Below are 24467 nucleotides of genomic sequence, written 5' to 3' on the forward strand. Positions count from 1 at the left end.
TTGATGAGAACCCCCGTGTCTGCGTTGCCCCGTATCGCGTCCCGCGCCCTCCGCTCCACTCCTCTGCTCCGCATCGCACGCACGCCAGCCGGCCTGGCCATGGCGACGCTGCTGTCCCTTTCCCTCGCTGCCACCGCCATGGCGGCCGAACCGCGCACGGCTTATTACGTGCAGGGTGGCGTGGCGGAGGACGCGCAGTCGCTGACCGTGGGCGCCAGCCGGGACTGGGCGTGGGAAAAGCAGTACGGCTTCGGCCACGTGACCGGCCAGTGGCAGGGCGAGATCGGCCGATGGCACAGCGACAACCAGGGCAGCACGCAGGTGGGTATCAGTCCTGCGCTGCGCCTGCGCCCCAACGGCTGGAACGAAGGCTGGTTCATCGAAGGCGGCATCGGCGTCAACGTGATCTTCCCGAAGTACAGCACCGAGAAGAAGACCTTCAGCACCACCTTCAATTTCGGCGACCACATCGCCCTGGGCAAGCGCTTCGGTGCGGACGCACAGCACGAATGGTCACTGCGCTTCCAGCACTTCTCCAACGCGCGCATCCGTCGCCCCAATCCGGGCGAGAACTTCCTGCAGTTCCGCTACACCCGGCGGCTCTGACGCCTATCCACGGCACACCCTTGTAGGAGCGACGTCAGTCGCGACCGCACGCCAGACGTGTTCACACGACAGGTGTAGCGCGACGACGCTGGTCACGCGCGCCGCCGCCACGCTTCACAAGCGGCAGCGTGCATGTTGTTGCTGTTATTCCGGTCGCGACTGACGTCGCTCCTGCAACCAGCAGAGGCCAGCCGCATCCCTCACCGCAGGGGCGCCGCCACGATCAGCGGCGACAGGTCGTAACCCATCGCCTCCGCCTTGGCCTTCAGTTCATCGAACAGGGCGCGGTCCATCGAAGGCTCGCGTGACAGGATCCACAGGTAGTCGCGGTCGGGTTCGCCCACCATGGCCCACTGGTACTCCGGGTCCACCGCGATCACCCAGTAGTCCGCCCACACCCACGGCGCCCACGCCAGCCAGTCCGGCGCGAACCGCACCTCCAGCCGGCCGGGATGGCCTTCCACAGGCCGGGCGATGCCTTCCGCGCGTTTCAGCTCCCCGTCCGCCTCACGGCAGGCATTCAGCACGCCGATCGCGCCGCCGGGCGCGTCCAGCGAATAGCGCGCGGTGATGTCGCTGACGCAGCTCTTCTGGAACACCATCGGCAGGTGGGCGATCTCGTACCACTGCCCCGAGTAGCGGGACATGTCCAGCTTCGGCACCGAGGTCACCGGCTCGGCGGCATGCGCCGGCACGGCGGAGGCCACGCCGAGGCACAGGTTCACGGCAACGGCCAGCAAGGGCAGGCGTTTCATCGGGTTCACTCCTTGGACGGGATGCGACGGGGCTACTGCGCTGCTTTTCGTGGGCGGACGCAAGAGGAGCGGATGCACCCTGCGTTGGGGTGCACCCGCTCCTGGCCACAAACGTTGCGGGATTGGATCAGTGATCAGCGCGAAGCGAGGGTCAAGCCACTGCTGTCGACGCGGGTCACGCCCTTGATCTTGGTGGCGACTTCGACAGCCTTGTCCTTCTGCGCCTTGTTGGCGACAGCGCCGGACAGCGTAACCACGCCGTTGACCGTTTCGACCTTGATGTCGAGGCCGGAGACGTTCTCGGTCGCCAGCAGGTCAGCCTTCACCTTGGTGGTGATCCAGGTGTCGTTGACCGGCTGCGCGGAACCGTTCACGGCTTCGGTGCTCTTCTCTTCCGGCTCGTTGGCCTGTGCCATCGCCTGGCCGGCGGAGAACAACAGCGTGGCGGAGAGCGCAACGGCAAGCACGGCGCGCGGATGATTGCGGATGGTCTTCTTCATATGGATTTCCTCCAGTGGTGTTGCGGGGCCAGTCTTCCCGCGGCCGCGTACAGTCAGCGTGAAAAGCGTGTGTGCCAGGCCATGACGTTGCACGGTGTTCAGGGTGAACGCGAAATGAAAGCGGACCCGCGACACACTATGATGCTCGTCGTCATCCTCTCTGCGTGATCGCCATGTCGCACGTATTGCATGTCGCCCTCGTCGGGTATGGCTTCGTTGGCAAGGTGTTCCATGCACCGCTGATCGTCGGGACGCCGGGCTTTTCCCTGCATACGGTGGTGTCGCGCGACAGTGCGAAGGTCCAGGCGGACCATCCGCAGGCATGCGTGCGGGAACGGGCGGAAGAGGCGTTCAGCGATGAGGCCGTGGATCTTGTCGTCATCGCGGCACCCAACGCTGTTCATGCGCCGCTGGCGCTTGCCGCACTCGCGCAGGGCAAGCACGTCGTGGTGGACAAGCCGTTCACGCTGACGGTGGAGGAGGCACGCGCGGTGCTGGATGCCGCGACGCGGGCGGGCAAGGTCGCCAGCGTGTTCCAGAACCGGCGTTGGGATGCGGATTTCCTCACCCTGCGCGACCTGATCGATGCCGGCGCGCTGGGCCGGGTGGCGGAATTCCATTCGCATTTCGATCGCTTCCGCCCCCTCGTGCAGGACCGTTGGCGCGAACGCGACGAACCCGGTGGCGGCCTCTGGTACGACCTGGGACCGCACCTGATCGACCAGGCAGTGCAGCTGTTCGGCCTGCCGCAGGCGATCACCGCCGACATCGACCGCCTGCGCGATGGCGCACAGGCACCGGACTACTTCCATGCCACCCTGCACTACCCGCGCCACCGCGCGATCCTGCATGCCAGTGCGCTGGTCGCCGGCAACGGCCTGCGCTTCGCGGTGCACGGCACGCGTGGCAGTTATCTCAAGCATGGACTGGATGTGCAGGAAGACCAGCTGCGCGCTGGCGTTGCGCCGGGAGCGCCAGGCTGGGGCGTGGATACGCGTGCCGGTGAAGTCGTGCGCGAATGCGACGGCCGCCTGGTGACGGAAGTCGCGACGGCGCAAGCGGGCGACTATCGCCAGTATTACGCCGGCATGCGCGATGCGATCCTGCACGGCACGCCACCACCGGTGACACCGCAGCAGGCGATCGACGTCATGCGGTTGATCGAGCTGGGCATGCAGAGCAGCGCCGAGCGCAGGGAGCTCGCGTGCGGGATTGGAGCGACGTGAGTCGCGACTGGCAACCATCCGATCGGCTGGGCCTGGCTGTGTCTTCCGTTCGCGACTTACGTCGCTCCCACCCGTGGACAGCGATCAGGCCACCGCCTGCCCACGGTAGGTGCGATGGTGCGCCATCGCCAGCATGGCCTGGTCTTCGTGCGTATCGCCATAGGCGTGGATGGCGGTGTAGGCCTGCGGGTCGCACAGCGCGCGTACGCGGCGTACCTTTTCCTCACCGACGCACTGGGCCCCGGCGTAACCGGTGATGCGGCCGTCGCGTTCGGCAAGGACCGAGCAAAGGACCTCCACCCCCTGCGCCGCGCACCAGGGTACGAGATACACATCCAGCCCGCCCGACACCACCACGACGCGATCACCGCGTTCGCGATGCCACGCCAGCCGCGCCATGGCCTCCGGCCGCAGCAGCCCGGGCAGCACGTTCCGCGCGAAGGTCGCGCCCTTCGCACGCAGGCGGGTGGCGTCCACACCGCGGAGCCCTACCTGCACGACGCTGGTACGCGTCGGATTGCCGGCCACCCAACCGCGCCGGTAGCCGAACACGACGGGCGCCAGCAGCACGCCGCCGAGCAACAACCGCGGCCGCGCGACCGCGTGGCGCATGAAATCCGGAAAGGTCTCGCGCGTGGTCAGCGTGCCGTCGAAATCGAACAGCGCAAGGTCAGGCATGGCGACGCGACCGTGGGTCAAAGCCCACGGATGACGGCGGCGCGCTGCTGGTCGAACTCTTCCTGGGTGATCAGGCCTTGGGCGCGCAATGCATCCAGGCGGGCGAGGCGTGCCTCGGTCGTGCCAACGGGGGCGGAGGCGGCCGCGCGCTGTCGGCGACGCATAAACAGGACGAGCAGGGTCACGAGGATGGCCGGGACACCGAGGAAAACCAGCACCACCAGCCAGTGCCAGATGCTCAATCCACCCATTTTCCCGCTCCTTCAGCCGGCGGCCTGCGGCCGCGATGGTCGGATTCTAGCGTGTCAGATCCCCGGCCGCGCGGCGCACCCCACGCGGCCGGGTGATCGGCACAACGCGATGGCTGTAAGGCCCGCGTCAGGGGCTCTCGGGCGGCGTGGCGGGCTTCTGTTGCAGCTCTTCGGCCAGCATCTTCTGCATCTCCGGCATCATCGTGCCGATCCGCTCCTGTACCGCCTTCATGGTGTTCTGCATCACCAGCGGCATCTTGTCGATCACCGCCTGCCCCGCCGGCGTGCGATAGAAATCGAGCATGCTCTGGATTTCTTCCTGGGTAAACGACTTGCTGTAGATGTCGACGTACATGGGCGCGAGCACATCCCAGCTCATCTCCTTCTTCATCAACGCGGTCATGCGCGTGGTGAACCGCTGCATCCGCGCTTCCTGCGCCTCGGTCATGCTTTCGCCGAAGGCCTGCCGCATAGAGTCGGCATACATGGACTCCATCTGGCCATAGACCTGGTCCAGCATCTGCCGCGATTTGGTCACCTCCAGCAATTCCCGCACCGACGCCTCGGTGGCCGGTGCCGCGGACGCAGCAGATACCGGCAACATCGCCGCCAACAACAAGTACAGCATCCAATTCTTCATGTTCCCTCCCCCAGCACCCACACGGTGCGCGAGGAGCATACCGCGGCGCACGCCCGGTGCAGTCCACGAGACGCGCACGCTCAAGCTTCAGATGCCTCCAGCAACCGCGCCCCGGGCCCCTCTTCGCCCAGCTCATCCCACGGGTTGCGCAGCGGGCACACTTTCAGCGACAGGCAACCGCAGCCGATGCAGCCATCCAGCTGGTCTCGAAGACGGGTGAGGCTGGCGATGCGGGCCTCGAGCGCGGCATGCCAGTGTGCGGAGAGCTTCTTCCAGTCGGCGGCGGTCGGCGTGCGGTTCTCCGGCAGCGAAGACAGCGCGGACTGGATCTCCGCCAGCGGGATGCCGGTGCGCTGCGCCACCTTGATCACCGCCACCCGGCGCAGCACGTCGCGCGCGTAGCGGCGCTGGTTGCCGGCGTTGCGCCAGCTGTGGATCAGGCCCTTGGATTCGTAGAAGTGCAGCGTGGAAATAGCGACGCCCGCGCGTGCGGCGACCTGGCCGACGGTGAGCTCCGTTTCGATGGGAGGATGCTGTTTTCCCGGCATGATCCATTGACCTCAAGAATGGTTGAGGTTCTACCCTGTACGTCCCTGTCCTGGCAAGCCGCGATACCGATGCCCGACCCTCTCCACCTGGCCTTGCTGTACGGCAGCACGCGCGAAGGCCGTTTCTGCGACACCGTCGCGGACTGGCTGCGCGCGCAGCTGGCGCTGCGCCGCGACTATACCGTCGACACCATCGATCCCGCCCTGCTCGACCTGCCTTCCCGCCATGGCGGCGCAGCGAGTGCCGACCTGGTGAATCTGCAACAACGCGTCTGGCGCGCCGATGCCTTCGTCGTGGTCACGCCGGAGTACAATCACGGCTATCCCGCCGCGCTCAAGCACATGATCGACCTGGTGGCCTCGCACTGGCATGCGAAGCCGGTCGGCTTCGTCGCGTATGGCGGGCTCAGCGGCGGTTCGCGTGCGGTGGAACAGTTGCGACAGGTCTTCAGCGGGCTGCACGCTGCACCGGTCCGCGACGGTGTGTATTTCACCCAGGCCTGGAACCGCTTCGACGCCGGTGGCCGACCGCACGACGCCGAAGGCAGCGAACGCGCCGCAGGCCGCATGCTGGACCAGCTGGCCTGGTACGGCCACGCGCTCCGCCAGGCGCGCGCGGCCTGGCCTTATCCCGCCGGCTGAGCCGGTACGTTTTCCCCCGGCGCGCAGATGCGCGCCCACGATGGACCGACCCGATGTTCCGATTCTTCGAAACCCGCATCAATCCGTACCCGAAAGGCGAGCCCAGCACGCCGCCCCGCAAGCTGCTGCCGTTCCTGCTGCACTATTCGCGACCGCTGCTGCCGTGGCTGATCGCCATGTCGGTGCTGACCGGCGTGATCTCCGCGCTGGAGATCACCTTCTTCGACTACATGGGCCAGCTGGTCGACTGGATGGGCAGCACCGGGCGCGACAGCTTCCTGCAGGTGCACGGGGAGAAGCTGCTGTGGATGGGTGTGCTGGTGCTGGTGGCCTACCCGCTGCTGGTGCTGGTGCAGTCGCTGATCATCCACCAGACCATCTTCGGCAACTACCCGATGATCGCCCGCTGGCTGTCGCACCGTTACCTGCTGCGGCAGAGCGTGGGCTTCTTCCAGGACGAGTTCGCCGGCCGCATCTCGCAGAAGGTCATGCAGACCGCGTTGTCGATCCGCGAGACGGTGATGAAGCTGATGGACGTGTTCGTCTACGTCGTCGTCTACTTCGTCGGCACCGTGGTGCTGGTGGCGCAGGCCGACGTGTGGCTGGTGCTGCCGCTGGTCGTCTGGCTGGTCAGCTACCTGCTGCTGGTGTTCCACTTCGTGCCGCGCCTGCAGAAGGTCTCGATGGCGCAGTCGGATGCGCGTGCGCAGATGACCGGGCGCATCGTCGACAGCTACACCAACATCCAGACCATCAAGCTGTTCGCCCATACCATGCGCGAGCAGGACTATGCGCGTGGCGCCATGGACGAATTCATGGTCACCGTGCACGCGCAGATGCGCCTGGTCACCCAGCTGACCGTCAGCCTGCACACCCTCAATGCATTCCTGCTGGCCAGCGTGGCCAGCGTGGCGATCTGGGCATGGCTGCAGTCGTCGATCTCGATGGGTGCGATCGCCGTGGCCATCGCGCTGGTGATGCGCATCCGCTCGATGTCGGACTGGATCCTGTGGGAAGTGGCCGGCCTGTTCGAGAACATCGGCACCGTCGAGGATGGCATGGGCACGCTGGCCCAGCCTCTGGCCATCGCCGATGCGAAGGGCGCGAAGGACCTGGAGGTCACGCAAGGCGAGATCCGCTTCGACCACGTGAAGTTCCACTACGGCCGCGAAGCCAAGGTGATCGACGACCTGTCGCTGGTCATCAAGCCGGGCGAGAAGGTCGGCATCGTCGGCCGCTCCGGCGCCGGCAAGTCCACGCTGGTGAACCTGCTGCTGCGCTTCTACGACGTGGAAGGCGGACGCATCCTGATCGACGGACAGGACGTGGCGCACGTCACCCAGGAATCGCTGCGTCGGAACATCGGCATGGTCACCCAGGACACCTCGCTGCTGCACCGTTCGATCCGCGACAACATCCGCTACGGCCGTCCGGACGCCACCGAGGAAGAGCTGCTGCAGGCGTCCGAGCGCGCGCATGCGGACGAGTTCATCCGCGGGCTGACCGATGCCAAGGGCCGCAGCGGCTACGACACCCAGGTGGGCGAGCGCGGCGTGAAGCTGTCCGGCGGGCAGCGCCAACGCGTGGCGATCGCGCGCGTGCTGTTGAAGGATGCGCCGATCCTGGTACTGGACGAAGCGACCTCGGCGCTGGATTCGGAAGTCGAGGCCGCGATCCAGGAGCAGCTGTATGCGCTGATGGAAGGCAAGACGGTCATCGCCATCGCCCACCGCCTGTCCACCATCGCCGTGCTCGACCGGTTGATCGTGATGGATGGCGGCCGCGTGATCGAAAGCGGCAGCCACGAGGAACTGCTCCAGCAGGATGGACTGTATGCCGCGCTGTGGCGCCGACAGTCCGGCGGCTTCATCGGCGTGGATCTGGAGGATGTCGAGGCTTGATGTCCTTCTCCCCGCACGGCGGGGAGAAGGTGGCCGGAGGCCGGATGAGGGGCGAGCGCGGCGACGAATCGCTTCGCGTCTTGAATCCGATCTTGGATACGATCCGTCGGCATCAAGAGAACGGGCTTCGTCGCCCCTCACCCGCCTTCGGCACCCTCTCCCCGCTGCGCAGGGAGAGGGGAAAACACGTCAGGACAGCCAGCCGCGTGCCAGCGCCTTGTTGGCATAGCTCAACAGGAACCCCGCGATCACCACCAGCACCACCGGCATCACCAGCCCCGTGGGTCCGTACGCGGCCCACGCCGGGGTCACCACGTACGCGGCGATCATCTGCACCAGCACGGCGACCAGCGACAGCAGGAACATCGTCGCTGCCCAGCGCTTCTTCAGCAGCAGCCCGACACCACCCAGCACGCCGGCGAATACCGCCACGGCAAAAACGACGTCGAGCCAGCCGGGCGTGGCCTGGTAGACCTGGCGCTGCGGTTCGGTCATCAGCGCCAGCCGTTCGGCCGACATGTTCACCTGCAGGTACCACATGGCCACGCCGAGCAGGTTCCACACCAGCGCGAACAAAGCGATCAACCAATAGCCGAGCGAACGCTTGCCGGCGGTTTCCACGGTCGTATTCATCTTCCCTCCCCAGGGCGTGCGGTTGGACCGGGGGCGAGCATACCGCCGCGCAGCCGATATGGCCGTTACGGTCGCGCGGGTGCGACGCGCCAGACCGCGTTGCCTACGTCATCGGCCAGCAGCACGCCGCCGCGGGCATCCACCGCCACGCCGACCGGACGGCCGCGCGCACGGCCTTCGTCATCCAGGAAACCGGTCAGCACATCCACCGGACTCCCGTGCGGCTGGCCGCCGACGAAAGGCACGAAGACCAGCTTGTAGCCGGCAGGCTGCCGCCGGTTCCAGGAACCGTGCTCGGCGATGAAGGCGCCGCGTTGCAGGGTGGTCGGCCAGCCCTGGCCATCATGGAAGGCCAGCCCCAGCGCAGCGACGTGCGCGCCCAGCGCGTAGTCAGGGGCAATCGCCTTGGCCACCAGGTCCGGGCGCGGCGGCTTCACCCGTGCGTCCACGTTCGCGCCGTAATAACTGTAGGGCCAGCCGTAGAACGCGCCCTCGCGCACCGAGGTCAGGTAGTCGGGCACCAGCGCGTCACCCAGTTCGTCGCGCTCGTTGACCACGGTCCACAACCCACCGCCGTGCGGCTCCCACGCCAGGCCCACCGGATTGCGCAGGCCGGACGCGAACACGCGCTTCGCACCCGTCGCGATATCGACCTGCAGGATGGCCGCACGGTCCGTCTCCATCGCCATCCCGTTCTCACCGACATTGCTGTTGGACCCCACGCCCACGTACAGATGACGCCCGTCGGCGCTGGCCAGCAGGCTCTTGGTCCAGTGATGGTTCAAGGGGCCGCCCGGCAGGTCGGCCAGCTTGACCGGGCGCGCGTCGATGCGCGTGTCGCCCTCGCGGTACGGCACGCTGACGATGGCATCGGCATTGGCGATGTACAGGCGACCGTCGACCAGCGCCATGCCGAAGGGGGAAAACAGCCCGGTCAACAACGGCGTGCGCATCTCGGCCACGCCATCGCCATCGGCGTCGCGCAGCAGGGTGATGCGGTTGGCGCTGGGTGCGGCCGCGCCGGCCTTCTTCATCGCACGCGCCATGAAGAAGCTGCGGATGCCCTTCTTCTGCGCCGGCTTGGGCGGCGCATTGCTTTCCGCCACCAGCACGTCGCCATTGGGCAGCACGTGCAGCCAGCGCGGATGCGCCAGTCCATCCGCGAATCGGGTCACGGCCAGTCCCGCCGCGGGGGTCGGTGCCTGGTCGCCCGGCCAACCCACCGCCTCGGCCACGTTGACGGTCGGGATCAGCGCGCGTTCCGGTGCCGGCAACTGCGGACGCGGGCCGGTCTCGACCGCATCCTGCGCATTGCCGCTGCACGAAAGGCAACACAGCACCAGCAGGCAGGTCCCGATGCGCATGCCGTGTCTCCGCAAGATCGTCATTCCGCAAGCGTAGGCGCGGCGGTGCGAAAGCGACGAAAACGCGCGCTCAGGCCTCGTCCTGGCCCCACGCATCCACCTGTACTTCGCCCGCCTCGTCCACGCTCACGCGCACCTCGATGGGCTTGCAGCAGACATGGCAGTCCTCCACGTACCGTTGGTCGCCGGCGGAATCGTCCACCACCAGGGTGATCGTCTCGCCGCAATACGGGCAGGCGATGTCGGCGGACGGAAGCTGCGACATCTCAGGCGCGTCCCAGCCGAGTGACCGAGGCGATGCGGTCGATCCACAGGTAATGCGCCTGCTCGGGATGTAGCCGGTCGTCCAGGCGCACGCCGGCGTTGCTGCCACTGGTGCCGTCGGCATGGCGGAACACCTGCATGCTGGGTTGCATGGACACGGTGCCGCGCAGGACGCTGCCGTCCAGCAACTGCAGTTCCACCCGCGCTTCCTGCGGCAGCTGCATGATCAATGCCGCCAGCCGGTCGATGTCGCTTCTGCGTGCATACAGATGGGGCGGTACGCCGATCATGACTGGACTCCACCCAAGGCTGCGGCCTGCACTGTAGCGCCCGCGCGGTAAACCCCCGTGAATGCGTCAGCGCAACAGCCGGAGTACGTCTTGCGCCGCTGCCTCGGACGAGGCCGGATTCTGGCCGGTCACCAGCCGGCCATCGGTCACTACATACGGCTGCCACAGCGCACCGCGCTCGTAGCGCGCGCCGTTCTTCTTCAGGGCCTCTTCCAGCGAGAACGGCACCACGTCCGTCAGGCCCACGGCTTCTTCTTCCTCGTCGGAGAAGGCGGTGACACGCTTGTCCTTCACCAGCGGCTCGCCGAGCGCACCGCGCGCATGGCGGAACACGGCCGGGCCATGGCAGACCGCCGCCAACGGCTTGCCGGCGGAGAACGTCTGCTCGACCAGGCGGATCGAATCGGCATCCTCGGCCAGGTCCCACAGCGGACCGTGTCCGCCGGGGTAGAAGACAGCGTCGAAACTGCCGTCCACCACGTCCTTCAGCTTTTCGGTGGCGGCCAGCGCGGCCAGCGCGTCGGCGTCCTCGTTGAAGCGCACCGTCGCCGCGGTCTGCGCATCGGGCGCATCGCTCTTGGGGTCCAGCGGCGGCTGCCCGCCTTTGGGCGACGCCAGCACCACCTCGGCGCCGGCATCCTTGAACACGTAGTACGGCGCAGCGAGTTCTTCCAGCCAGAAGCCGGTCTTCCTGCCGGTATCGCCCAGCGTGTCGTGGGAAGTGAGCACCATCAGGATCTTCATGGCCGCGTCTCTGTGGAAAAGGTGCCGCCGACGCTAGCAACCGCCGCGATAAGGCCAAGTGAGCACAGCAGGCGCGGCATCGCGCCGCGCCCGCAGCAGCCGTCCCTCAGCCCTTCTTCACCGCATGCCCGCCGAACTCGTTGCGCATCGCCGACAGCAGCTTGTCCGCGTACGAATCGTCATCGCGCGAGCGCAGGCGTTCCAGCAACGACAGCGTGATGACCGGCGCGGAGACATTCAGGTCGATCGCCTCGGCCACCGTCCAGCGGCCTTCGCCGGAATCGGCCACGTACGGCGCAATGCCGGCCATCTCCGGATTCTTCTTCAGCGCATCGGCGGTCAGGTCCAGCAGCCACGAGCGCACCACGCTGCCTTCGCGCCAGATCTCGGCCAGCGCGCCCAGGTCGAAGGCCATCGCGTCCTTCTTCTTCAGGATGGCGAAGCCTTCTGCGTACGCCTGCATCATTCCGTACTCGATGCCGTTGTGGACCATCTTGGCGAAGTGGCCCGCACCACTGGGGCCCACGCGCCCCCAGCCGGTCTGCGGCGTCGGCGCCAGCGTGGCGAATACCGGCTGCAGGCGCGCCACCGCCTCGGCATCGCCGCCGATCATCAGGCTGTAGCCCTCCTCCAGGCCCCACACGCCGCCGCTGGTGCCGCAGTCCACGTAGTGGATGCCGGCCTCGGCCAACAGCGCCGCACGCCGCTGCGTGTCCTTGTAGTTTGAGTTGCCGCCATCGATCACCGTGTCGCCGGCCGACAGCAGCGGGCGCAGCTGGTCGATCGTGTCATCCACCACCTGCCCGGCCGGCACCATCAGCCACACCACGCGCGGCGTGGGCAGCGCGGACACGGCGTTCTGCAGATTCGCGTGCGGCACGATGCCGCGCGTCTCCGCCTGCTGCCGCGCCGCTTCACCCGGGTCGTAGCCGCGCACGGCGTGCCCGCCGCGCACCAGCCGTTCGGCCATGTTGGCGCCCATGCGGCCCAATCCGATCATTGCCAGTTCCATGCGTGCTCCTGTAACCCTGTCTGGAAAAAAAGAAAAACACGTGCGGCATCATCGCCGCCGCGTGGGGAATGCGCTTGCACCGCGCTGCGCGCCTGCCGGCCCGGCTCACGCATCCTGCAGCCATGCGCGCATGACCGCCGCGGTTTCCTGCGGCACTTCCATCGCCGGCAGGTGGCCGCAGCGCGCGAACACATGCAGGCGTGCGCCGGGAATCCTTTCATGCAGCAGCCGGGATTCCTCGGGCAGCGTCATCTGGTCCTGCTCGCCCACGCCGACCAGCGTGGGAACGGCCACGGTGGGCAGCACGGGCAGCGAATCGGGGCGGCCGATGATGGCGCGCTGCTGGCGCAGGAACGCCGGCAGGCCCACACGCGCGGCCATCGCCATCACCTCTTCGCCCACCGGCGCGTCCACCCGGCTTTCATGCACCAGTTGCGGCAGCAGCTTGCGCGTGACCCCGGCGAAACGACCGGCCTCGGCCAGCGCCAGCCCCGCCTGCCGCACCAGCAACCGCTTGGGCGGGTCCAGCCGCGCACTGGTGTCCAGCAACGCCAGCCGCTGCACGCGCTGCGGCGCCTGCCGCAGGATCTCGAACGCCACGTAGCCCCCCATCGACAGCCCCGCCAGCGCGAACGTGGGCGGCGCGGCGGCCAGCACGCGCGCGGCCATCCCGGCGACGCTGTCGTCCTGGGTCAGGTCGCCATGGTGGACGTCCGCGATGTCGGCCAGCGCCTGGGCCGGATCGCGCCAGAGGCGCTCATCGCACAGCAGGCCGGGCAGCAACAGCAGGGGAACGCGGGGTGTCGAAGCCATGCCGCCATTGTAGGTGCCGGGCGCGCCGCCCGAGTCCCCGGCACGCCCACAATCCGTTCCACGTGCGCAACACACGCAGCGGCGTATGCTCGGCACGTCCCTTTCCCGCACACCCCCATGCATATCCTGATCACTGGCGCCACCGGCTTCATCGGCACTGCACTCTGCACGCGCCTGCTGACGTCCGGCCACACGTTGACCGCCCTCACGCGCGATCCGCCGCGCGCGGCGGCGCGACTGCCGGGCGTACGTGCCATCGCCACGCTCGACGATGCGCGGGACGTCGAGGCCGTGGTCAACCTGGCGGGCGAACCGCTCGCAGACGGCCGCTGGAACACCGTTCGCAAGCAGGCCTTCCGCGATTCGCGGCTGGGCACCACGCAGCAACTGGTCGCGTGGATGGCCCGCCAGCCGGTGCGGCCGCGCGTGCTGGTGTCAGGCTCGGCCATCGGCTACTACGGCCCGCGTGACGACACCGCGCTGGACGAGTCCGCGCCGCCCGGCGACGACTTCGCCGCCCAGCTCTGCCGCGACTGGGAAACCGAAGCGATGCAGGCCGAAACGCTGGACGTGCGCACCTGCCGCGTGCGCATCGGCATCGTGCTGGGCACGCAGGGCGGCGCACTGGCGAAGATGTTGCCGCCGTTCCGCCTGGGGGCGGGTGGGCCGATGGGCGATGGGCGGCAGTGGATGAGCTGGATCCACCGCGACGACCTGGTGCGCCTGATCCAGTGGCTGCTGGAACGCGACCAGGCCGGCGGCGCCTACAACGGCACCGCGCCCACGCCGGTGACCAACCGCGCGTTCGCCACGGCGCTGGGCGCCGCCCTGCATCGCCCGGCGCTGCTGCCCACGCCTGCCATCGCGCTGAAGCTTGCGTTCGGCGAGATGGCACAGCTGCTGCTGACCGGCCAGCGCGTGCTGCCCGCGCATGCACTGGCCGAAGGCTTCACCTTCCAGTTCCCCACGCTGGACACGGCGCTCGCGGACGTGCTGAACGACTAGTCGTGCCACCGCGCGCAGCGCGGGCAAGCGCTTTCTTCATCTCCCGCGCACGCGTCGGTAACGCCGGCGCGTCTAGCGTCGTGGCGGACCCGCACCGGACGCCGACATGCCCGCCAAGAAACGCGTGAACCCGCCGCAGACCCAGCGCCGCCAGCCCGGCAAGCAGAAGCGCATGACCCCGGAGCCCGAAACCATCCGCCCCGGTTATCGCGGCAACGGCCGCCTCCACGGCAAGGTGGCGCTGGTGACCGGCGGCGACAGCGGCATCGGCCGCGCGGTCGCGGTGCATTTCGCACACGAAGGCGCCGATGTCGCCATCGCCTATCTCGACGAAGAGCAGGATGCGCGCGAGACGCAGCGGCTGGTGGAGGCCACCGGCCAACGCTGCCTGTTGCTGAAGGGCGACCTGAGTGCGCCGACGCGTTGCCGGCAGGTGGTGGCGCGCACGGTGAAGCAGCTGGGCGCACTGGACGTGCTGGTCAACAACCACGCCCAGCAGTATCCGGTGGATGCCCCGGAGGAACTCACCCCTGCGCGGCTGCGCCACACCTTCGAGACCAACCTGTTCTCGTTCTTCCATCTGGTCGATGCCGCGCTGGAGCATCTGCCGGATCAGACCGGCTGCATCATCAACACCGGTTCGGTGACCGGCGTGCGCGGCCACGACACCCTGCTGGACTACGCGGCGACCAAGGGCGCGATCCACGCGATGACGTTCTCGCTGGCCAAGTCGCTGGCGGACCGCGGCATCCGCGTCAACGCGGTTGCGCCGGGCCCCATCTGGACGCCGCTGATCCCGGCGTCGTTCACCCGCAAGCAGGTCGCCGAACTCGGCTCGGACACGCTGATGAAACGCCCCGGCCAGCCGTCGGAAGTCGCCCCGGCGTACGTGTTCCTGGCCAGCGACGACGCGCGCTACATCACCGGCCAGCTGATCCATGTCAACGGCGGTGGGCATATCTCGGCGTGAGGTTCTGTTCTCACGCGCGAGGCTTTTTTGTTCACGCGCAGGCGTTGTGGGAGACCGGATCTCGTCACTGACGCTTTGATCTCCTGCGGATTGCGCGCGGTGGCAAGACTGGCATTCACAGCCGAGGGTGGGTAGAAAGGGCCACCCACTCTCCTCGCCCGCATGCCCACCCTCCGCCCCTACCAGCCCGCCGATGCCGCCGTCCTCGCCGACCTGTATGCCCGCTCGGTAAGGCACTACGGTCCGCGCGCCTACACGCCGGCGCAGGTGGCCGCCTGGGCGGCGACCGCCAATGCGGCCGACACCGCGGAACGCTGCGGCGATGGCCGCCGGGTGCTGGTGGCGCAGGACGATGCGGGCGCGGTGCTGGGCTTCGGCGATATGGAAGCCGACGGACACCTGGACTTCCTCTACGTGGCCCCGGAGGCCGAGGGCCTGCGGGTGGGATCGCTGCTGTACGCCGCGCTGGAAGCGCACGCACGGCGCCTGCCCGTGCCGCGCATCTTCGTGGAAGCCAGCGAACTGGCGCGGCCGCTGTTCGAGCGGCAAGGCTTCCGGATGCTGGGCCGCAACGACCTGATGCTGGGCGGCGTGGCCATCCACAACTACCGGATGGAAAAGTGGCCCTGACCGTGCGTCAGCGTGTGCGCGCCTGTTTCACCTCGCGTGCCCGCCGCGCCATTTCCTCATAGCGCTCGCGCAGTGCGTCGAGTTCCCGCTCCTCCAGCTCTTCCAGATCAAGCAGCGCGTTGTTGGCGTTGCGCGACACGCGGATCAGTTCATCCAGCTTGATCTGCATGGCTTCGGTGTCGCGGTTCTGGGTGTTCTGGATCAGGAACACCATCAGGAAGGTGATGATGGTGGTGCCGGTATTGATGACCAGCTGCCAGGTGTCGCTGAAGCCGAACAGCGGCCCCGTGAGGCCCCAGACCGCCACCGTTCCCAGCGCCAGCATGAAACAGGCGGGCTGCCCCGTGAACACGGACGCCTTCTTGGCCACCCGCGTGAAAGCCGACTGAGTCCCCATCGCACATCTCCGGAAACGACGTGCCTGGATTCTCCAGCAATCCGGCACTGCTGCAGGTGAAGGCTGTGCAGCGGTTGTAGGGCCGACCTTCGCCCACCCTCGCACGTTCAGTCTGAAGACAGTCTTTTTTGAATCGCGCGGTTCAGTTGCGCCAGCTGCTACAAGTTCTTCCAGAACTCGGGGAAGATGATCGCACTTACGCTGGCCAAGGCAGCCCACACGAAGGCGCAAGCCGCAGATACGAAGGTCCAACGCTCCCTAGTGTCCAGAAGTGTGCCGGCGGGACCAAAGGCCAGCCTGAACACACCTACCACGCAATCAATCCACCAGTCGACCTTGGTGATACCCGCTGTCCGCAACACTTCTGGACGAGTGCAGTCGAGTTTATGAAGCAACTTGCTCGTCAGGAGGATGCTGATCATGCTAGCTACGGCTAGAACCACTACCAGCGCTTTCATGCTCATTCCTCCACACCGCTGTGATAGGTCATAGAAGATACCTCGTCATACGCCCCTGAGAACGGAAGAAATTGAGGGGTGCAGGGGGGCCTTGGCCCACCATCACGGATTTCAGGTCGCGATTACTCCGAATCGAGAGCTGGGCTAACGCACGCCCTGCTGGCTTGAAGTCCGCTTACCGGGTCGACGCTCCTTCTTGCCGGCATACCACTTGCCTGGCGTAGCCCGCGAGCGATCTCCGCGCGAAGTTCCTTGATTCGCTCATTGAGCGCGTCCGCCTCGTGACCGTTCGTGCGCGAACCCAAGACACTCTGACGCTTGAAGTCGAGCGACCGAACAGCGGCAAGCGCAACTTGCGGTCGAGAAGACGTTGCCATCGTCACAAGCAGATCAAGCGCCTCGTCTCCACGCGCATTTCGAAGAGAATTTGCAGCCGTCTCGGCAATCACTGAGTCTTTGGAATGAACTGTGGCCTTGAGGTATGCGAAGTACTCCGCACTCCTCGATGGATCGCGCCCAATAAGTTCGCCGGCGAGCATTGCGCGATCCATATCGGTCAAGTCATTTCCTTCCCATTTCTGACGATACACAGCCACAGTGGCAACGTTGTAGGTTGCGAAATCCTGGTACAGCGTTTCCGGATCGAGCGTGTGCTCCGGAACACGGCTGCAAGCCGTGGGCAAGAGCGCTGCCATAAGTACAGGTACCAGGCCCTTGACCATCATATGAACTCCTTTGACGGCCCATCATCGTTCCAGCGGGCCGGGCTTCGCAAGCTCACTCCAACCAATGCCGTCAAGATAGGTCCAAGACTACGTGGCAATCCTTCCATGGAGCCCAGACTGTCAAGTATCTTCGCGAGAGCACAATAAAGTGCCGACGCTCGCCGCACCTCAGCTACTCCTATGAACAAGGTGACTCGCGGACAGCCCCTGTCCCCAACGGAAGCCCCACGACAGCCGCAACCCGGTCCGCAGCGCTAGCATGCAGCCATGGATGTCGCCGCCCTCAAACGCCATTGCCGGTCCCTGCCCGGGGTCACTGAAACGCTGCATGCCGCGCCGGCCAACATCCTGGTCTACGCGGTGGGCGGCAAGCGCTTCGCGCACTTCAAGACCAGTGAACCGGAGCGTTGGCGCTTCAGCGTGAAGGTCGCCAGCGAACGCTTCCTGGAGCTGACCGACCAGCCCGGCATCAAGCCGGCGCGCTGGCTGGGTCGCCAGCACTGGATCACCGTGGTGGACGTGGCGGCGATGCCGACCGCCCACCTGCGCGAGCTGGTGCGCTGGTCCTACCACCACGCCCTGTCCCGCCTGCCATTGCGCGAACAGCGGCGGATCGCGGCGGAGTAGCGGCATGAGCGGGCAGGCCACGGGAGCGGGGCTGGCATGTCCGGCGCCCCGACAAGGGAACGAAATGCTCCGATGCCCCGTGATGTCGATCTGGCACCCGCTGGTTCGTCTAAGGGAAGAACGCGCCCCGCCGTCGTACGGCGGGCGATCCGCACCACCCGACACCCCAGGAGACTGCCATGAACGTCAATCCCTACCTGATCCTCGACGGCAACTGCGAAGCCGCCTTCACCTTCTACGCCCAGGCCACCGGCGGCGAGCTGGGGCCGCTGATGCGCTTCGGCGAAACCCCCGGCTGCGACGACATGCCGGCCAGCCACAAGGACAAGATCATGCACACGCATGTGATGTTCGGGCAGACCGTGCTGATGGGCTCGGACAACCACCCGGCGCATCCCTACGACGGCGTGAAGGGCTGCTCGGTGTCGCTGTCGGTGGACAGCATTGCCGATGCGGAACGCATCTTCGCTGCGCTCTCCGAGGGTGGCCAGGTGACCATGGCGCTCGACCAGACTTTCTGGGCGGTGCGCTTCGGCATGCTGGTGGACAAGTTCGGCGTGCCTTGGATGATCAACTGCGAGAAGGATGCATGACCTGCGACCAGCGCGCGCATGAGCGCAAAGCGTCGGCGTTGCGATGCACTGCAGCTTTCCCGGGCCGCGGTGCCGTGGTCTGATGCGCGCCATGCAGACTTCAGCCACCCATCGCGCGATCGACGCTGTCTGGCGCATCGAATCGGCCCGCCTCATCGCCGGCCTGGCGCGCATGGTGCGCGACGTGGGCCTGGCCGAAGAACTCGCGCAGGATGCGCTGGTGGCCGCGCTGGAAACCTGGCCCGATGACGGCGTGCCGGACAATCCGGGGGCCTGGCTGATGACGACGGCCAAGCGACGCGCGATTGACCGGCTGCGCCGGCTGCAGCTGCTGGACCGCAAGCACCAGGAACTTGCGCACGAACTGGAAGACCAGCAGGACGACCGCCGGGCGCGCGAGGAAGATGCGCTGGACCACGACATCGACGACGACCTGCTGCGGCTGGTGTTCGTGTCGTGCCACCCCGTGCTGTCGATGGAGGCCCGCGTGGCGCTGACGCTGCGCCTGCTGTGCGGCCTGAGCACCGACGAGATCGCGCGTGCGTTCCTGGTACCCGAACCCACGGTGGCGCAGCGCATCGTGCGCGCCAAGCGCACGCTGTCGGAAGCCAACGTGCCGTTCGAGGTGCCGCGCGGCGCGGAGCTGCAGGAACGCCTGTCATCCGTGCTGGGCGTGGTGTACCTGGTCTTCAACGAAGGCTACTCGGCCACCAGCGGCGAACACTGGATGCGCCCGGCACTGTGCGAAGAAGCACTGCGCCTGGGCCGCATGCTGGCCGCGCTGGCACCGGGCGAGCCGGAAGTGCATGGACTGATCGCCCTGATGGAGATCCAGGCTTCGCGCCTGCATGCACGTGTTGGCCAGGACGGCGAGCCGGTGCTGCTGCTGGAACAGGACCGCGGCCGCTGGGACCACCTGCTGATCCAGCGCGGCCTGGCGGCGCTGGAACGCGCGGAGCAGCTGGGCGGCGCGTTCGGTCCCTATGCCCTGCAGGCCGCCATCGCCGCCTGTCATGGGCGTGCACGCACGGCGGAGGACACCGACTGGGCGCGCATCGCCACGCTGTATGCCGCGCTGGCGCAGGTGACGCCCTCGCCCGTGGTGGAACTGAACCGTGCCGTGGCGGTATCGATGGCCGCCGGCCCCGGCGCCGCGCTGCCGCTGGTGGACCGGCTGGGCGACGAGCCGGCGTTGAAGCAGTACCACCTGCTGCCCAGCGTACGTGGCGACCTGTTGTTCAAGCTGGGTCGCCACGATGAAGCACGCGCGGAGTTCGAACGTGCTGCCTCGATGACACGCAACGTGCGCGAGCAGGCCCTGTTGCGCGCACGCGCGCAAGAATGCATTTCCTCGTAATCAGCGACGGGGCGGTTACATCCAGCGCTTCAGGCGGATCTCCGGGCCGGCCACGGCGGCGGTCTGGTCGTAGGCCAGTTCGCGCAGTTCGGCCGAGGTGTACTTCACCAGATCGCTGACCTTCAGGCTGCGCCGGTCGCCCGCGCCGCCGGCGAGCATCCGCCGCCAGTTCTTGACCAGCGCGTAGGTGAACGCGCCGTGGTGGACCGCGCCATGCTCGTACTCGTAGGCGAACTCGCGCTCCTGGCAGGCATACAGCAGCAGCGGCATGTACGGGCCCTTGTGGCCGAGCGCCTTGCGCATCTCGCGCGCTTCGCCCAGCCGCAGCGTGCGCACCGGCAAGGCGTAGCCCAAGCGGCCACTCATGTCGCCGAGCGGCATGGTGTCCTCGTCCACCGCCTGCTTCTTGCGGTCGGCGACTTCCAGGTCGCGCGGCACCCACATCTGCCGGTCGGCGTTCCAGCACATCGCGCGGTGGCGGATGTCGTCGGGCGGATTGAGTCCGCGCATGCGCGCTGGCCCGCCCTTGGCCATGCCGCCGGAATGGCAGCAGTCCAGGATGATGCTGAAGTTGACGTCGTACGGCAGCTGCACGTAGCGCTCGAACAGCCAGTCGTCGGTGATGGCGGCCTCTTCCGTCCAGTCGAAGTCGTAAGGCACCAGCGTCTCGTCCATGCGGTCGACGCGATCACCCAGCCCGTAGGTGGGCAGCTGCGCGCCGTGACCGCTGTAGTAGAGGATGCGCTGGTCGCCGCTGCGCACGCCGTCGAGCAGCCAGTCCACGCGCTCGCGGATGCCGTCCGCGGTGGCACGGTCGTCCAGCACCACGCGGATGTCGCCGGCATCGAAACCCTGTTCCTGCAGCATGGCGCTCATCAGGAAGACATCGTTGACGCAGCCGGACAGGCGGTCGTCGGGATCGGGGTATTCGTTGATGCCGACCAGCAGCGCGCGCTTGCGCGGCGTGGCGACGCGGCGGGCGATGGGCTCCTGCTCGCGCATGGAGCGCGTGATGCGCGTGGTTGCGTCATTCAGTACATCGAACCACAGCGTGCTGACCGCCTGCGGATGCCGCAGGTATTCCTCGGCCGCGTGGTCGGCGTTGCCTGAAATGTCGAAGTGGGTGTCGACCTGGCGGAAATTGTCGGCGGCTATGCTGACGCGGGCGGTGAACACGGAATCGAAGCGGTTGTACAGGTGGTACCAGAACCGAGCCTTGTCGATCGCGCTCAGGCGGCCGGCCTGGTACTCGCCACGCACGAAGGGATTGCCGATCTGCGAACCCAGCGAGGCGAAGTATCGGCCAGCGGCCGCGGCACGGGTGTCCTCGTGGGTGAAGGTGTCGTAGCAGACCAGCGAGCCCAGGCTGTGGCCGAGCACGACGTGCGGCTTGGTCGCCTCGATACGCTGCACGAGGCGGTCACGCGTCTGCTTGCGGAACGCCGCGCTCTCGACCCATTTCACCACCATGCCGGCGGTATGCCGCAGCCGGGAATCGTCGCCGCGCGCGCGGCGGAACGGCGCGGTCACCCCATTGGCGATCAGCCGGGCGAGCGCCTCCAGCGTATCGCCCAGGCTGACCGGGTGCTGCGCGAAGATGTCGTCGTAGTGGCAATACTGGATATCCAGTTCGCGCGCGGGGTCCACCTGTGCACAGGCGTGGCGGATCGCGTCTTCCCACGCGAGCTGCCAGGGGCCTTGGGGCGGGTGCTGGCCCACGCCATGCACGCAGAGGATACGAAGTGCGGTTGCCATCGCGTCAGCCTCCTTTCACCGGGGGAAGGAACACCGCGACGCCCGCACGCCTCAGCATGCGGACAGGTCGCGATGACCGATCGGGGAGTATCGCGCCGGCCGACGGCATCGCGCCGTGACCGGGGAAGCATTCCGTTGCAGGCAGCGCCATGGTCCAGCTCCATCGGGGCTTGCCGGCAGGCGCACGCACCTGCCGGGCTCTACACCACCGAACGCCACGACCTCACCGGACAGGCCACCGCCGGTCGGGCAGTGGGCGGATGATGCTCAACGCCCGCCGAGGAAATCCTGCTTGCCCACCGGCACGCCGTTGTGGCGCAGGATGGCGTAGGCCGTCGTGACGTGGAAGTACACGTTCGGCGTCGCGAAGCCCAACAGGTAACCGCGTCCGTCGAACTTCAGGTCGCCGCGCGAGCGCGTCGGAACGGTCACCTCGCGGTCTTCGCTGCCTGCGAAGGCGGCTTCGTCGAACGTGCCCAGGTATTCGATGACGCGGGTCAGACGATCGTACAGTTCGGCAAAGCTGGTCTCGTTGTCCTCGAAACGCGGCGATTCGGTGCCGGTCAGGCGCGCCGCGCCGAATTTTGCGTTGTCGGTGGCGATCTGCACCTGCCGCACGAGCGGCAGCATGTCCGGATACAGGCGCGCCTGCAGCAGGACGTTCGCATCGAAGCCCCGCTCCTGGGCATAGGCCTCGCCCTTCTGCAGCACGTGCTTGAGGTTGCGCAGCGCGCGCGTGAAGACGGGAATGGAGGCCTGGTACATCGACAGGGTCTGGCTCATGGGCAACGGTCGCACATCGGGTGGGGAGGTGAGCATAGCCGCGACCGCGGCTCGTGATTAGCCGCCGCTTGCGGGAGAGTCCGTCCCGGATTCCGCCCTGATGCCGGAAGGGATGCGAATGCGGGGGAACTGGCAGGACATGGCATGCTTGCACCGACATTTCCCGCTTCGACATCGCCGCCATGCACGCCTGGTCCGACCTGATCCGCGACATTCCCGATTTTCCCAAGCCGGGCATCCTCTTCAAGGACATCACACCCGTGCTCGCGGATGCGCGTGGTTTTGCGGATGCGGTCGCCGCGATGGCGGAACCTTGGCGCAAGCAGCCGCTGCATGCCGTGGTCGGGGTGGAAGCGCGCGGTTTTATCCTGGGCGCGGCGCTGGCGCGGGAACTCGGTGTGGGATTCGTGCCGGTGCGCAAGCCGGGCAAATTGCCGGGCCACACCCTGTCACTGGATTACGGGCTGGAATACGGGCGCGACCGGCTGGAGATCCATGCCGATGCGTTACCGCAGGCCGCACCCGTCATCGTCGTGGACGACGTGCTGGCGACCGGCGGCACGCTGAAAGCCGCCATCCAGCTGGTGGAGCAACAGGGGGCACGGGTCGTCGGTGCAGCCGTGCTGGTGGAACTGGCGTTTCTGGCCGCCAGGGCCACGTGGCGCCATCCCGCGCCGCTCGTGGCGACCTTGTCCTACTGAGGCCATTCACGCCCTGCTGCAGTCACTCATGCGTCGACGCGCGTGACGTAGGCGCCGGTGGCGATGACCTGGAAGGTGTCGTTATCGATGCGCCGCACATCACTGCCATCTTCCATCACGTAGCGGAGCTGCGGAAGCGCCCCGTCCTTCCCCGCACGGGCCTTGTCGGTGGATTCCTCGCGACGGACCTGGATGCGGCAATGCCGCCCGTACTCGTCGCGGGCGGTGAACACGTGGGTACTCATGAGTGATTCCTGGTCGGAGATCGACAAAGGCTAGGCGCGCCGACGTTAAGGATCGCAAAGAAAAACGTGAGTATTCGATGAAACTTGCTGGCTCGTCCGCTGCCTGACGTGCGATTGAGAACGCGGGAAGAGGAGGGGGAGGCATTGCACCTCCCCCTCCGGGCGCCGTGGGCGCAATGCCGCCAGTGTGTCGGGCACTGGCGGCGAGTAACCGGACCCCTTGGGGAAAGAGACCGGTCCACCTAGCTGACAGACGGGGGAAACGCCTGTCAGATAGAGGGGGGCCGTTGCGTTGGGACAACGGCCAGTGTGCGTGGTCTAACTACCTTGCCGCGACTCGGGCGCTGCTACGTTCCATCCGGGGCCCGTCGTATCTGATGCGGCCCCGCAAGCCGCCGTCACCGCCTGACGGATGGCCGCCAGGCAAAGGCCATGCAACGCACGCACGTGGTCATCACTGTCACCGTGCACGATGACGGTGACATCCGCCTGCCTTACCCGGTGCGTTTCCATGATGACGCTGCTGTGCTGCACGGCATCCCAAGGGGCATCGCTTGTGGCGAGGTCTGCCGTGCACGCGGCAACGGCATTCATGCGGACCTCATCGCGCGACTGAGGTGCTTGGTGTTGTTGCGGGCCAGGTAACGGTCGACGAGGGCCTGCAGGTCGGCACGCCGCTGGTCGTCCGTCGGCAACGTCGCCATGACGTCGGCCCAGGTGCCGTCCTGCGACCACCGGATGAAACGCACGTAGATGCCATGCCACGAGCCGAACTCCCTTGGCAGGTCTGACCAGTACGCGCCGGTCTGCGACACCCAGAGCACCGCTTCGATGAAGCGTTTGGCGTTGCCCCCGTGGCGTGCGCGCGCCCCGATGCGGCCTGGCAGGCGCTCCAGCATGACGACCCATTCCGCCGGGGCCAGGCGCTGCATGACATGCCATTGGCTCATGGCGCGCGGACCGAGCCCGGTGGGGAGCGGACCGGACACAGGCCGGAAAGCGCCCGCATGCTCAGCCACATGCTCCATCAGCATTGATGCGATCGGTTCAGCGCGCATTGCAGTCACCGCCGCGTGTGGTCACTTCACCATGCATGTTCTTAGAACGACGATTACATTCGCGCAGCTGCACTGCGCTCGACAGGAAAAGAAACTCGAACAAACCGTAATCCCCCTTATTCGAATCCGATAGGCAGGTGCGTCCATGCGACCTTCCGTGGCCCGACAACGCCAGCGCCGGAAGACTCCACGCTCATGACCGAACCACCGCGTCGACCGCCATTCATCTGGCGTGCTTCACGGTCGTGCCACGCTTGCGAAATCCGCACAACACGCGTCTCATATGGTCAGGAATC

The 24467-nt window shown here is 67.0% G+C and carries 32 protein-coding genes; 11 read left to right on the top strand and 21 right to left on the bottom strand.

Translation table 11 applies throughout. The features are described 5' to 3' along the window. The first annotated feature begins 15 nt into the window (after nt 1-15). Nucleotides 16-606 (top strand): acyloxyacyl hydrolase, encoded by a 591-nt coding sequence (locus OVA13_RS10935; RefSeq protein ID WP_267790510.1) that lies wholly within the window; start codon nt 16-18, stop codon nt 604-606. Between the two features lie 200 nt (nt 607-806). Here the strand turns inward: OVA13_RS10935 and OVA13_RS10940 are convergent, their stop codons facing one another. After that, nucleotides 807-1361 (bottom strand): lipocalin family protein, encoded by a 555-nt coding sequence (locus OVA13_RS10940; protein ID WP_267790511.1) that lies wholly within the window; start codon nt 1359-1361, stop codon nt 807-809. A 134-nt stretch (nt 1362-1495) separates the two neighbouring features. Next, nucleotides 1496-1861: a BON domain-containing protein gene (locus OVA13_RS10945; RefSeq protein WP_267790512.1), complete on the bottom strand. Its 366-nt coding sequence runs from the start codon at nt 1859-1861 to the stop codon at nt 1496-1498. 173 nt (nt 1862-2034) lie between these two features. On the opposite strand from OVA13_RS10945, the gene OVA13_RS10950 reads away from it, so the two are divergent. Then, nucleotides 2035-3087, top strand: coding sequence for an oxidoreductase (locus OVA13_RS10950; protein ID WP_267790513.1), 1053 nt, complete (start codon nt 2035-2037; stop codon nt 3085-3087). Nucleotides 3088-3171: 84 nt separating this feature from the next. Here the strand turns inward: OVA13_RS10950 and OVA13_RS10955 are convergent, their stop codons facing one another. The 4 genes from OVA13_RS10955 to soxR form a co-directional block, all read right to left on the bottom strand. Beyond that, nucleotides 3172-3765, bottom strand: a complete 594-nt coding sequence (locus OVA13_RS10955) for an HAD family hydrolase (protein WP_267790514.1) — start codon at nt 3763-3765, stop codon at nt 3172-3174. Between the two features lie 17 nt (nt 3766-3782). Beyond that, nucleotides 3783-4007: an SHOCT domain-containing protein gene (locus tag OVA13_RS10960; RefSeq protein WP_267790515.1), complete on the bottom strand. Its 225-nt coding sequence runs from the start codon at nt 4005-4007 to the stop codon at nt 3783-3785. A 136-nt stretch (nt 4008-4143) separates the two neighbouring features. After that, nucleotides 4144-4734, bottom strand: coding sequence for a DUF2059 domain-containing protein (locus tag OVA13_RS10965; protein ID WP_267793514.1), 591 nt, complete (start codon nt 4732-4734; stop codon nt 4144-4146). A 2-nt stretch (nt 4735-4736) separates the two neighbouring features. Next, a complete protein-coding gene (gene soxR, locus OVA13_RS10970) occupies nt 4737-5204 on the bottom strand; it encodes a redox-sensitive transcriptional activator SoxR (protein WP_267790516.1) in 468 nt (155 codons plus the stop codon). 69 nt (nt 5205-5273) lie between these two features. Between soxR and OVA13_RS10975 the strand changes: the two genes are divergently transcribed. Both OVA13_RS10975 and OVA13_RS10980 read left to right on the top strand, forming a co-directional pair. Then, nucleotides 5274-5846, top strand: a complete 573-nt coding sequence (locus OVA13_RS10975; protein ID WP_267790517.1) for an NADPH-dependent FMN reductase — start codon at nt 5274-5276, stop codon at nt 5844-5846. A 53-nt stretch (nt 5847-5899) separates the two neighbouring features. After that, on the top strand, nt 5900-7747 hold the full coding sequence (locus tag OVA13_RS10980) for an ABC transporter ATP-binding protein (RefSeq protein ID WP_267790518.1): 1848 nt from the start codon (nt 5900-5902) through the stop codon (nt 7745-7747). Nucleotides 7748-7936: 189 nt separating this feature from the next. Here OVA13_RS10980 and OVA13_RS10985 read toward each other — a convergent pair whose 3' ends face one another. The 7 genes from OVA13_RS10985 to OVA13_RS11015 form a co-directional block, all read right to left on the bottom strand. Further along, nucleotides 7937-8380, bottom strand: coding sequence for a hypothetical protein (locus OVA13_RS10985; RefSeq protein ID WP_267790519.1), 444 nt, complete (start codon nt 8378-8380; stop codon nt 7937-7939). Between the two features lie 65 nt (nt 8381-8445). Beyond that, nucleotides 8446-9744 (bottom strand): PQQ-dependent sugar dehydrogenase, encoded by a 1299-nt coding sequence (locus tag OVA13_RS10990; RefSeq protein WP_324288199.1) that lies wholly within the window; start codon nt 9742-9744, stop codon nt 8446-8448. Between the two features lie 70 nt (nt 9745-9814). Further along, on the bottom strand, nt 9815-10009 hold the full coding sequence (locus tag OVA13_RS10995) for a CPXCG motif-containing cysteine-rich protein (protein WP_267790520.1): 195 nt from the start codon (nt 10007-10009) through the stop codon (nt 9815-9817). A 1-nt stretch (nt 10010) separates the two neighbouring features. Beyond that, nucleotides 10011-10298, bottom strand: coding sequence for a DUF3247 family protein (locus tag OVA13_RS11000; RefSeq protein ID WP_267790521.1), 288 nt, complete (start codon nt 10296-10298; stop codon nt 10011-10013). A 66-nt stretch (nt 10299-10364) separates the two neighbouring features. Beyond that, a complete protein-coding gene (locus tag OVA13_RS11005; protein WP_267790522.1) occupies nt 10365-11042 on the bottom strand; it encodes a type 1 glutamine amidotransferase domain-containing protein in 678 nt (225 codons plus the stop codon). A gap of 106 nt (nt 11043-11148) precedes the next feature. Then, nucleotides 11149-12054, bottom strand: a complete 906-nt coding sequence (gene gnd, locus OVA13_RS11010; protein WP_267790523.1) for a phosphogluconate dehydrogenase (NAD(+)-dependent, decarboxylating) — start codon at nt 12052-12054, stop codon at nt 11149-11151. A 105-nt stretch (nt 12055-12159) separates the two neighbouring features. Beyond that, on the bottom strand, nt 12160-12867 hold the full coding sequence (locus tag OVA13_RS11015; RefSeq protein WP_267790524.1) for an alpha/beta fold hydrolase: 708 nt from the start codon (nt 12865-12867) through the stop codon (nt 12160-12162). 117 nt (nt 12868-12984) lie between these two features. On the opposite strand from OVA13_RS11015, the gene OVA13_RS11020 reads away from it, so the two are divergent. From OVA13_RS11020 to OVA13_RS11030, 3 genes are all read left to right on the top strand, one after another. Further along, the gene (locus tag OVA13_RS11020; RefSeq protein WP_267790525.1) at nt 12985-13872 is read left to right on the top strand and encodes a TIGR01777 family oxidoreductase; all 888 of its coding nucleotides are present in this window, start codon (nt 12985-12987) and stop codon (nt 13870-13872) included. Nucleotides 13873-13978: 106 nt separating this feature from the next. Next, nucleotides 13979-14842 carry an SDR family oxidoreductase gene (locus OVA13_RS11025; RefSeq protein ID WP_267790526.1) on the top strand — a complete coding sequence of 288 codons (864 nt, stop codon included), beginning with the start codon at nt 13979-13981 and terminating at the stop codon, nt 14840-14842. A 162-nt stretch (nt 14843-15004) separates the two neighbouring features. Beyond that, a complete protein-coding gene (locus OVA13_RS11030) occupies nt 15005-15472 on the top strand; it encodes a GNAT family N-acetyltransferase (protein WP_267790527.1) in 468 nt (155 codons plus the stop codon). A gap of 7 nt (nt 15473-15479) precedes the next feature. On the opposite strand, the gene OVA13_RS11035 is transcribed toward OVA13_RS11030, so the two are convergent. The 3 genes from OVA13_RS11035 to OVA13_RS11045 all read right to left on the bottom strand — a co-directional run bounded on the left by OVA13_RS11035 (nt 15480) and on the right by OVA13_RS11045 (nt 17049). Beyond that, the gene (locus OVA13_RS11035) at nt 15480-15869 is read right to left on the bottom strand and encodes a low affinity iron permease family protein (RefSeq protein ID WP_267790528.1); all 390 of its coding nucleotides are present in this window, start codon (nt 15867-15869) and stop codon (nt 15480-15482) included. A gap of 158 nt (nt 15870-16027) precedes the next feature. Further along, the gene (locus tag OVA13_RS11040) at nt 16028-16327 is read right to left on the bottom strand and encodes a hypothetical protein (RefSeq protein ID WP_267790529.1); all 300 of its coding nucleotides are present in this window, start codon (nt 16325-16327) and stop codon (nt 16028-16030) included. A 122-nt stretch (nt 16328-16449) separates the two neighbouring features. Then, nucleotides 16450-17049 carry a hypothetical protein gene (locus tag OVA13_RS11045; RefSeq protein ID WP_267790530.1) on the bottom strand — a complete coding sequence of 200 codons (600 nt, stop codon included), beginning with the start codon at nt 17047-17049 and terminating at the stop codon, nt 16450-16452. A 270-nt stretch (nt 17050-17319) separates the two neighbouring features. On the opposite strand from OVA13_RS11045, the gene OVA13_RS11050 reads away from it, so the two are divergent. The 3 genes from OVA13_RS11050 to OVA13_RS11060 all read left to right on the top strand — a co-directional run bounded on the left by OVA13_RS11050 (nt 17320) and on the right by OVA13_RS11060 (nt 19629). Further along, nucleotides 17320-17679, top strand: a complete 360-nt coding sequence (locus OVA13_RS11050; protein ID WP_267790531.1) for an MmcQ/YjbR family DNA-binding protein — start codon at nt 17320-17322, stop codon at nt 17677-17679. 179 nt (nt 17680-17858) lie between these two features. Next, nucleotides 17859-18272: a VOC family protein gene (locus OVA13_RS11055; protein WP_267790532.1), complete on the top strand. Its 414-nt coding sequence runs from the start codon at nt 17859-17861 to the stop codon at nt 18270-18272. 91 nt (nt 18273-18363) lie between these two features. Beyond that, entirely contained in the window at nt 18364-19629 is a 1266-nt protein-coding gene (locus tag OVA13_RS11060; protein ID WP_267790533.1) for an RNA polymerase sigma factor, read from the top strand. 15 nt (nt 19630-19644) lie between these two features. Here the strand turns inward: OVA13_RS11060 and OVA13_RS11065 are convergent, their stop codons facing one another. Continuing rightward, on the bottom strand, nt 19645-21384 hold the full coding sequence (locus OVA13_RS11065) for a caspase family protein (protein WP_267790534.1): 1740 nt from the start codon (nt 21382-21384) through the stop codon (nt 19645-19647). A 267-nt stretch (nt 21385-21651) separates the two neighbouring features. Continuing rightward, nucleotides 21652-22167 (bottom strand): DUF1993 domain-containing protein, encoded by a 516-nt coding sequence (locus OVA13_RS11070; RefSeq protein WP_267790535.1) that lies wholly within the window; start codon nt 22165-22167, stop codon nt 21652-21654. A 182-nt stretch (nt 22168-22349) separates the two neighbouring features. Between OVA13_RS11070 and OVA13_RS11075 the strand changes: the two genes are divergently transcribed. After that, on the top strand, nt 22350-22868 hold the full coding sequence (locus OVA13_RS11075) for an adenine phosphoribosyltransferase (RefSeq protein WP_267790536.1): 519 nt from the start codon (nt 22350-22352) through the stop codon (nt 22866-22868). Between the two features lie 26 nt (nt 22869-22894). Here OVA13_RS11075 and OVA13_RS11080 read toward each other — a convergent pair whose 3' ends face one another. From OVA13_RS11080 to OVA13_RS11090, 3 genes are all read right to left on the bottom strand, one after another. Further along, a complete protein-coding gene (locus OVA13_RS11080; RefSeq protein ID WP_267790537.1) occupies nt 22895-23113 on the bottom strand; it encodes a hypothetical protein in 219 nt (72 codons plus the stop codon). A 318-nt stretch (nt 23114-23431) separates the two neighbouring features. Next, nucleotides 23432-23707: a hypothetical protein gene (locus OVA13_RS11085; RefSeq protein WP_267790538.1), complete on the bottom strand. Its 276-nt coding sequence runs from the start codon at nt 23705-23707 to the stop codon at nt 23432-23434. Beyond that, on the bottom strand, nt 23704-24063 hold the full coding sequence (locus OVA13_RS11090) for a transposase (protein WP_267790539.1): 360 nt from the start codon (nt 24061-24063) through the stop codon (nt 23704-23706). Before OVA13_RS11090 ends, OVA13_RS11085 begins: the two co-directional genes overlap by 4 nt. Nucleotides 24064-24467: the final 404 nt, after the last annotated feature.

Origin of the sequence: Pseudoxanthomonas sp. SL93 (assembly GCF_026625825.1) — a bacterium.
Taxonomy (GTDB): domain Bacteria; phylum Pseudomonadota; class Gammaproteobacteria; order Xanthomonadales; family Xanthomonadaceae; genus Pseudoxanthomonas_A.

Coding starts and splice junctions, on each gene's coding strand:
- OVA13_RS10955 (WP_267790514.1), bottom strand. CDS start 3,765: ATGCCTGACCTTGCGCTGTTCGATTTCGACGGCACGCTGACCACGCGC.
- OVA13_RS10980 (WP_267790518.1), top strand. CDS start 5,900: ATGTTCCGATTCTTCGAAACCCGCATCAATCCGTACCCGAAAGGCGAG.
- OVA13_RS11000 (WP_267790521.1), bottom strand. CDS start 10,298: ATGATCGGCGTACCGCCCCATCTGTATGCACGCAGAAGCGACATCGAC.
- OVA13_RS10950 (WP_267790513.1), top strand. CDS start 2,035: ATGTCGCACGTATTGCATGTCGCCCTCGTCGGGTATGGCTTCGTTGGC.
- OVA13_RS10940 (WP_267790511.1), bottom strand. CDS start 1,361: ATGAAACGCCTGCCCTTGCTGGCCGTTGCCGTGAACCTGTGCCTCGGC.
- OVA13_RS11085 (WP_267790538.1), bottom strand. CDS start 23,707: ATGAATGCCGTTGCCGCGTGCACGGCAGACCTCGCCACAAGCGATGCC.
- OVA13_RS11005 (WP_267790522.1), bottom strand. CDS start 11,042: ATGAAGATCCTGATGGTGCTCACTTCCCACGACACGCTGGGCGATACC.
- soxR (WP_267790516.1), bottom strand. CDS start 5,204: ATGCCGGGAAAACAGCATCCTCCCATCGAAACGGAGCTCACCGTCGGC.
- OVA13_RS11080 (WP_267790537.1), bottom strand. CDS start 23,113: ATGAGTACCCACGTGTTCACCGCCCGCGACGAGTACGGGCGGCATTGC.
- OVA13_RS11035 (WP_267790528.1), bottom strand. CDS start 15,869: ATGGGGACTCAGTCGGCTTTCACGCGGGTGGCCAAGAAGGCGTCCGTG.
- OVA13_RS10945 (WP_267790512.1), bottom strand. CDS start 1,861: ATGAAGAAGACCATCCGCAATCATCCGCGCGCCGTGCTTGCCGTTGCG.
- OVA13_RS11055 (WP_267790532.1), top strand. CDS start 17,859: ATGAACGTCAATCCCTACCTGATCCTCGACGGCAACTGCGAAGCCGCC.
- OVA13_RS11020 (WP_267790525.1), top strand. CDS start 12,985: ATGCATATCCTGATCACTGGCGCCACCGGCTTCATCGGCACTGCACTC.
- OVA13_RS11025 (WP_267790526.1), top strand. CDS start 13,979: ATGCCCGCCAAGAAACGCGTGAACCCGCCGCAGACCCAGCGCCGCCAG.
- OVA13_RS10990 (WP_324288199.1), bottom strand. CDS start 9,744: ATGCGCATCGGGACCTGCCTGCTGGTGCTGTGTTGCCTTTCGTGCAGC.
- OVA13_RS11070 (WP_267790535.1), bottom strand. CDS start 22,167: ATGAGCCAGACCCTGTCGATGTACCAGGCCTCCATTCCCGTCTTCACG.
- OVA13_RS11030 (WP_267790527.1), top strand. CDS start 15,005: ATGCCCACCCTCCGCCCCTACCAGCCCGCCGATGCCGCCGTCCTCGCC.
- OVA13_RS10985 (WP_267790519.1), bottom strand. CDS start 8,380: ATGAATACGACCGTGGAAACCGCCGGCAAGCGTTCGCTCGGCTATTGG.
- OVA13_RS11040 (WP_267790529.1), bottom strand. CDS start 16,327: ATGAAAGCGCTGGTAGTGGTTCTAGCCGTAGCTAGCATGATCAGCATC.
- gnd (WP_267790523.1), bottom strand. CDS start 12,054: ATGGAACTGGCAATGATCGGATTGGGCCGCATGGGCGCCAACATGGCC.
- OVA13_RS11015 (WP_267790524.1), bottom strand. CDS start 12,867: ATGGCTTCGACACCCCGCGTTCCCCTGCTGTTGCTGCCCGGCCTGCTG.
- OVA13_RS11065 (WP_267790534.1), bottom strand. CDS start 21,384: ATGGCAACCGCACTTCGTATCCTCTGCGTGCATGGCGTGGGCCAGCAC.
- OVA13_RS11045 (WP_267790530.1), bottom strand. CDS start 17,049: ATGGTCAAGGGCCTGGTACCTGTACTTATGGCAGCGCTCTTGCCCACG.
- OVA13_RS11090 (WP_267790539.1), bottom strand. CDS start 24,063: ATGAGCCAATGGCATGTCATGCAGCGCCTGGCCCCGGCGGAATGGGTC.
- OVA13_RS10975 (WP_267790517.1), top strand. CDS start 5,274: ATGCCCGACCCTCTCCACCTGGCCTTGCTGTACGGCAGCACGCGCGAA.
- OVA13_RS11050 (WP_267790531.1), top strand. CDS start 17,320: ATGGATGTCGCCGCCCTCAAACGCCATTGCCGGTCCCTGCCCGGGGTC.
- OVA13_RS11075 (WP_267790536.1), top strand. CDS start 22,350: ATGCACGCCTGGTCCGACCTGATCCGCGACATTCCCGATTTTCCCAAG.
- OVA13_RS10995 (WP_267790520.1), bottom strand. CDS start 10,009: ATGTCGCAGCTTCCGTCCGCCGACATCGCCTGCCCGTATTGCGGCGAG.
- OVA13_RS11060 (WP_267790533.1), top strand. CDS start 18,364: ATGCAGACTTCAGCCACCCATCGCGCGATCGACGCTGTCTGGCGCATC.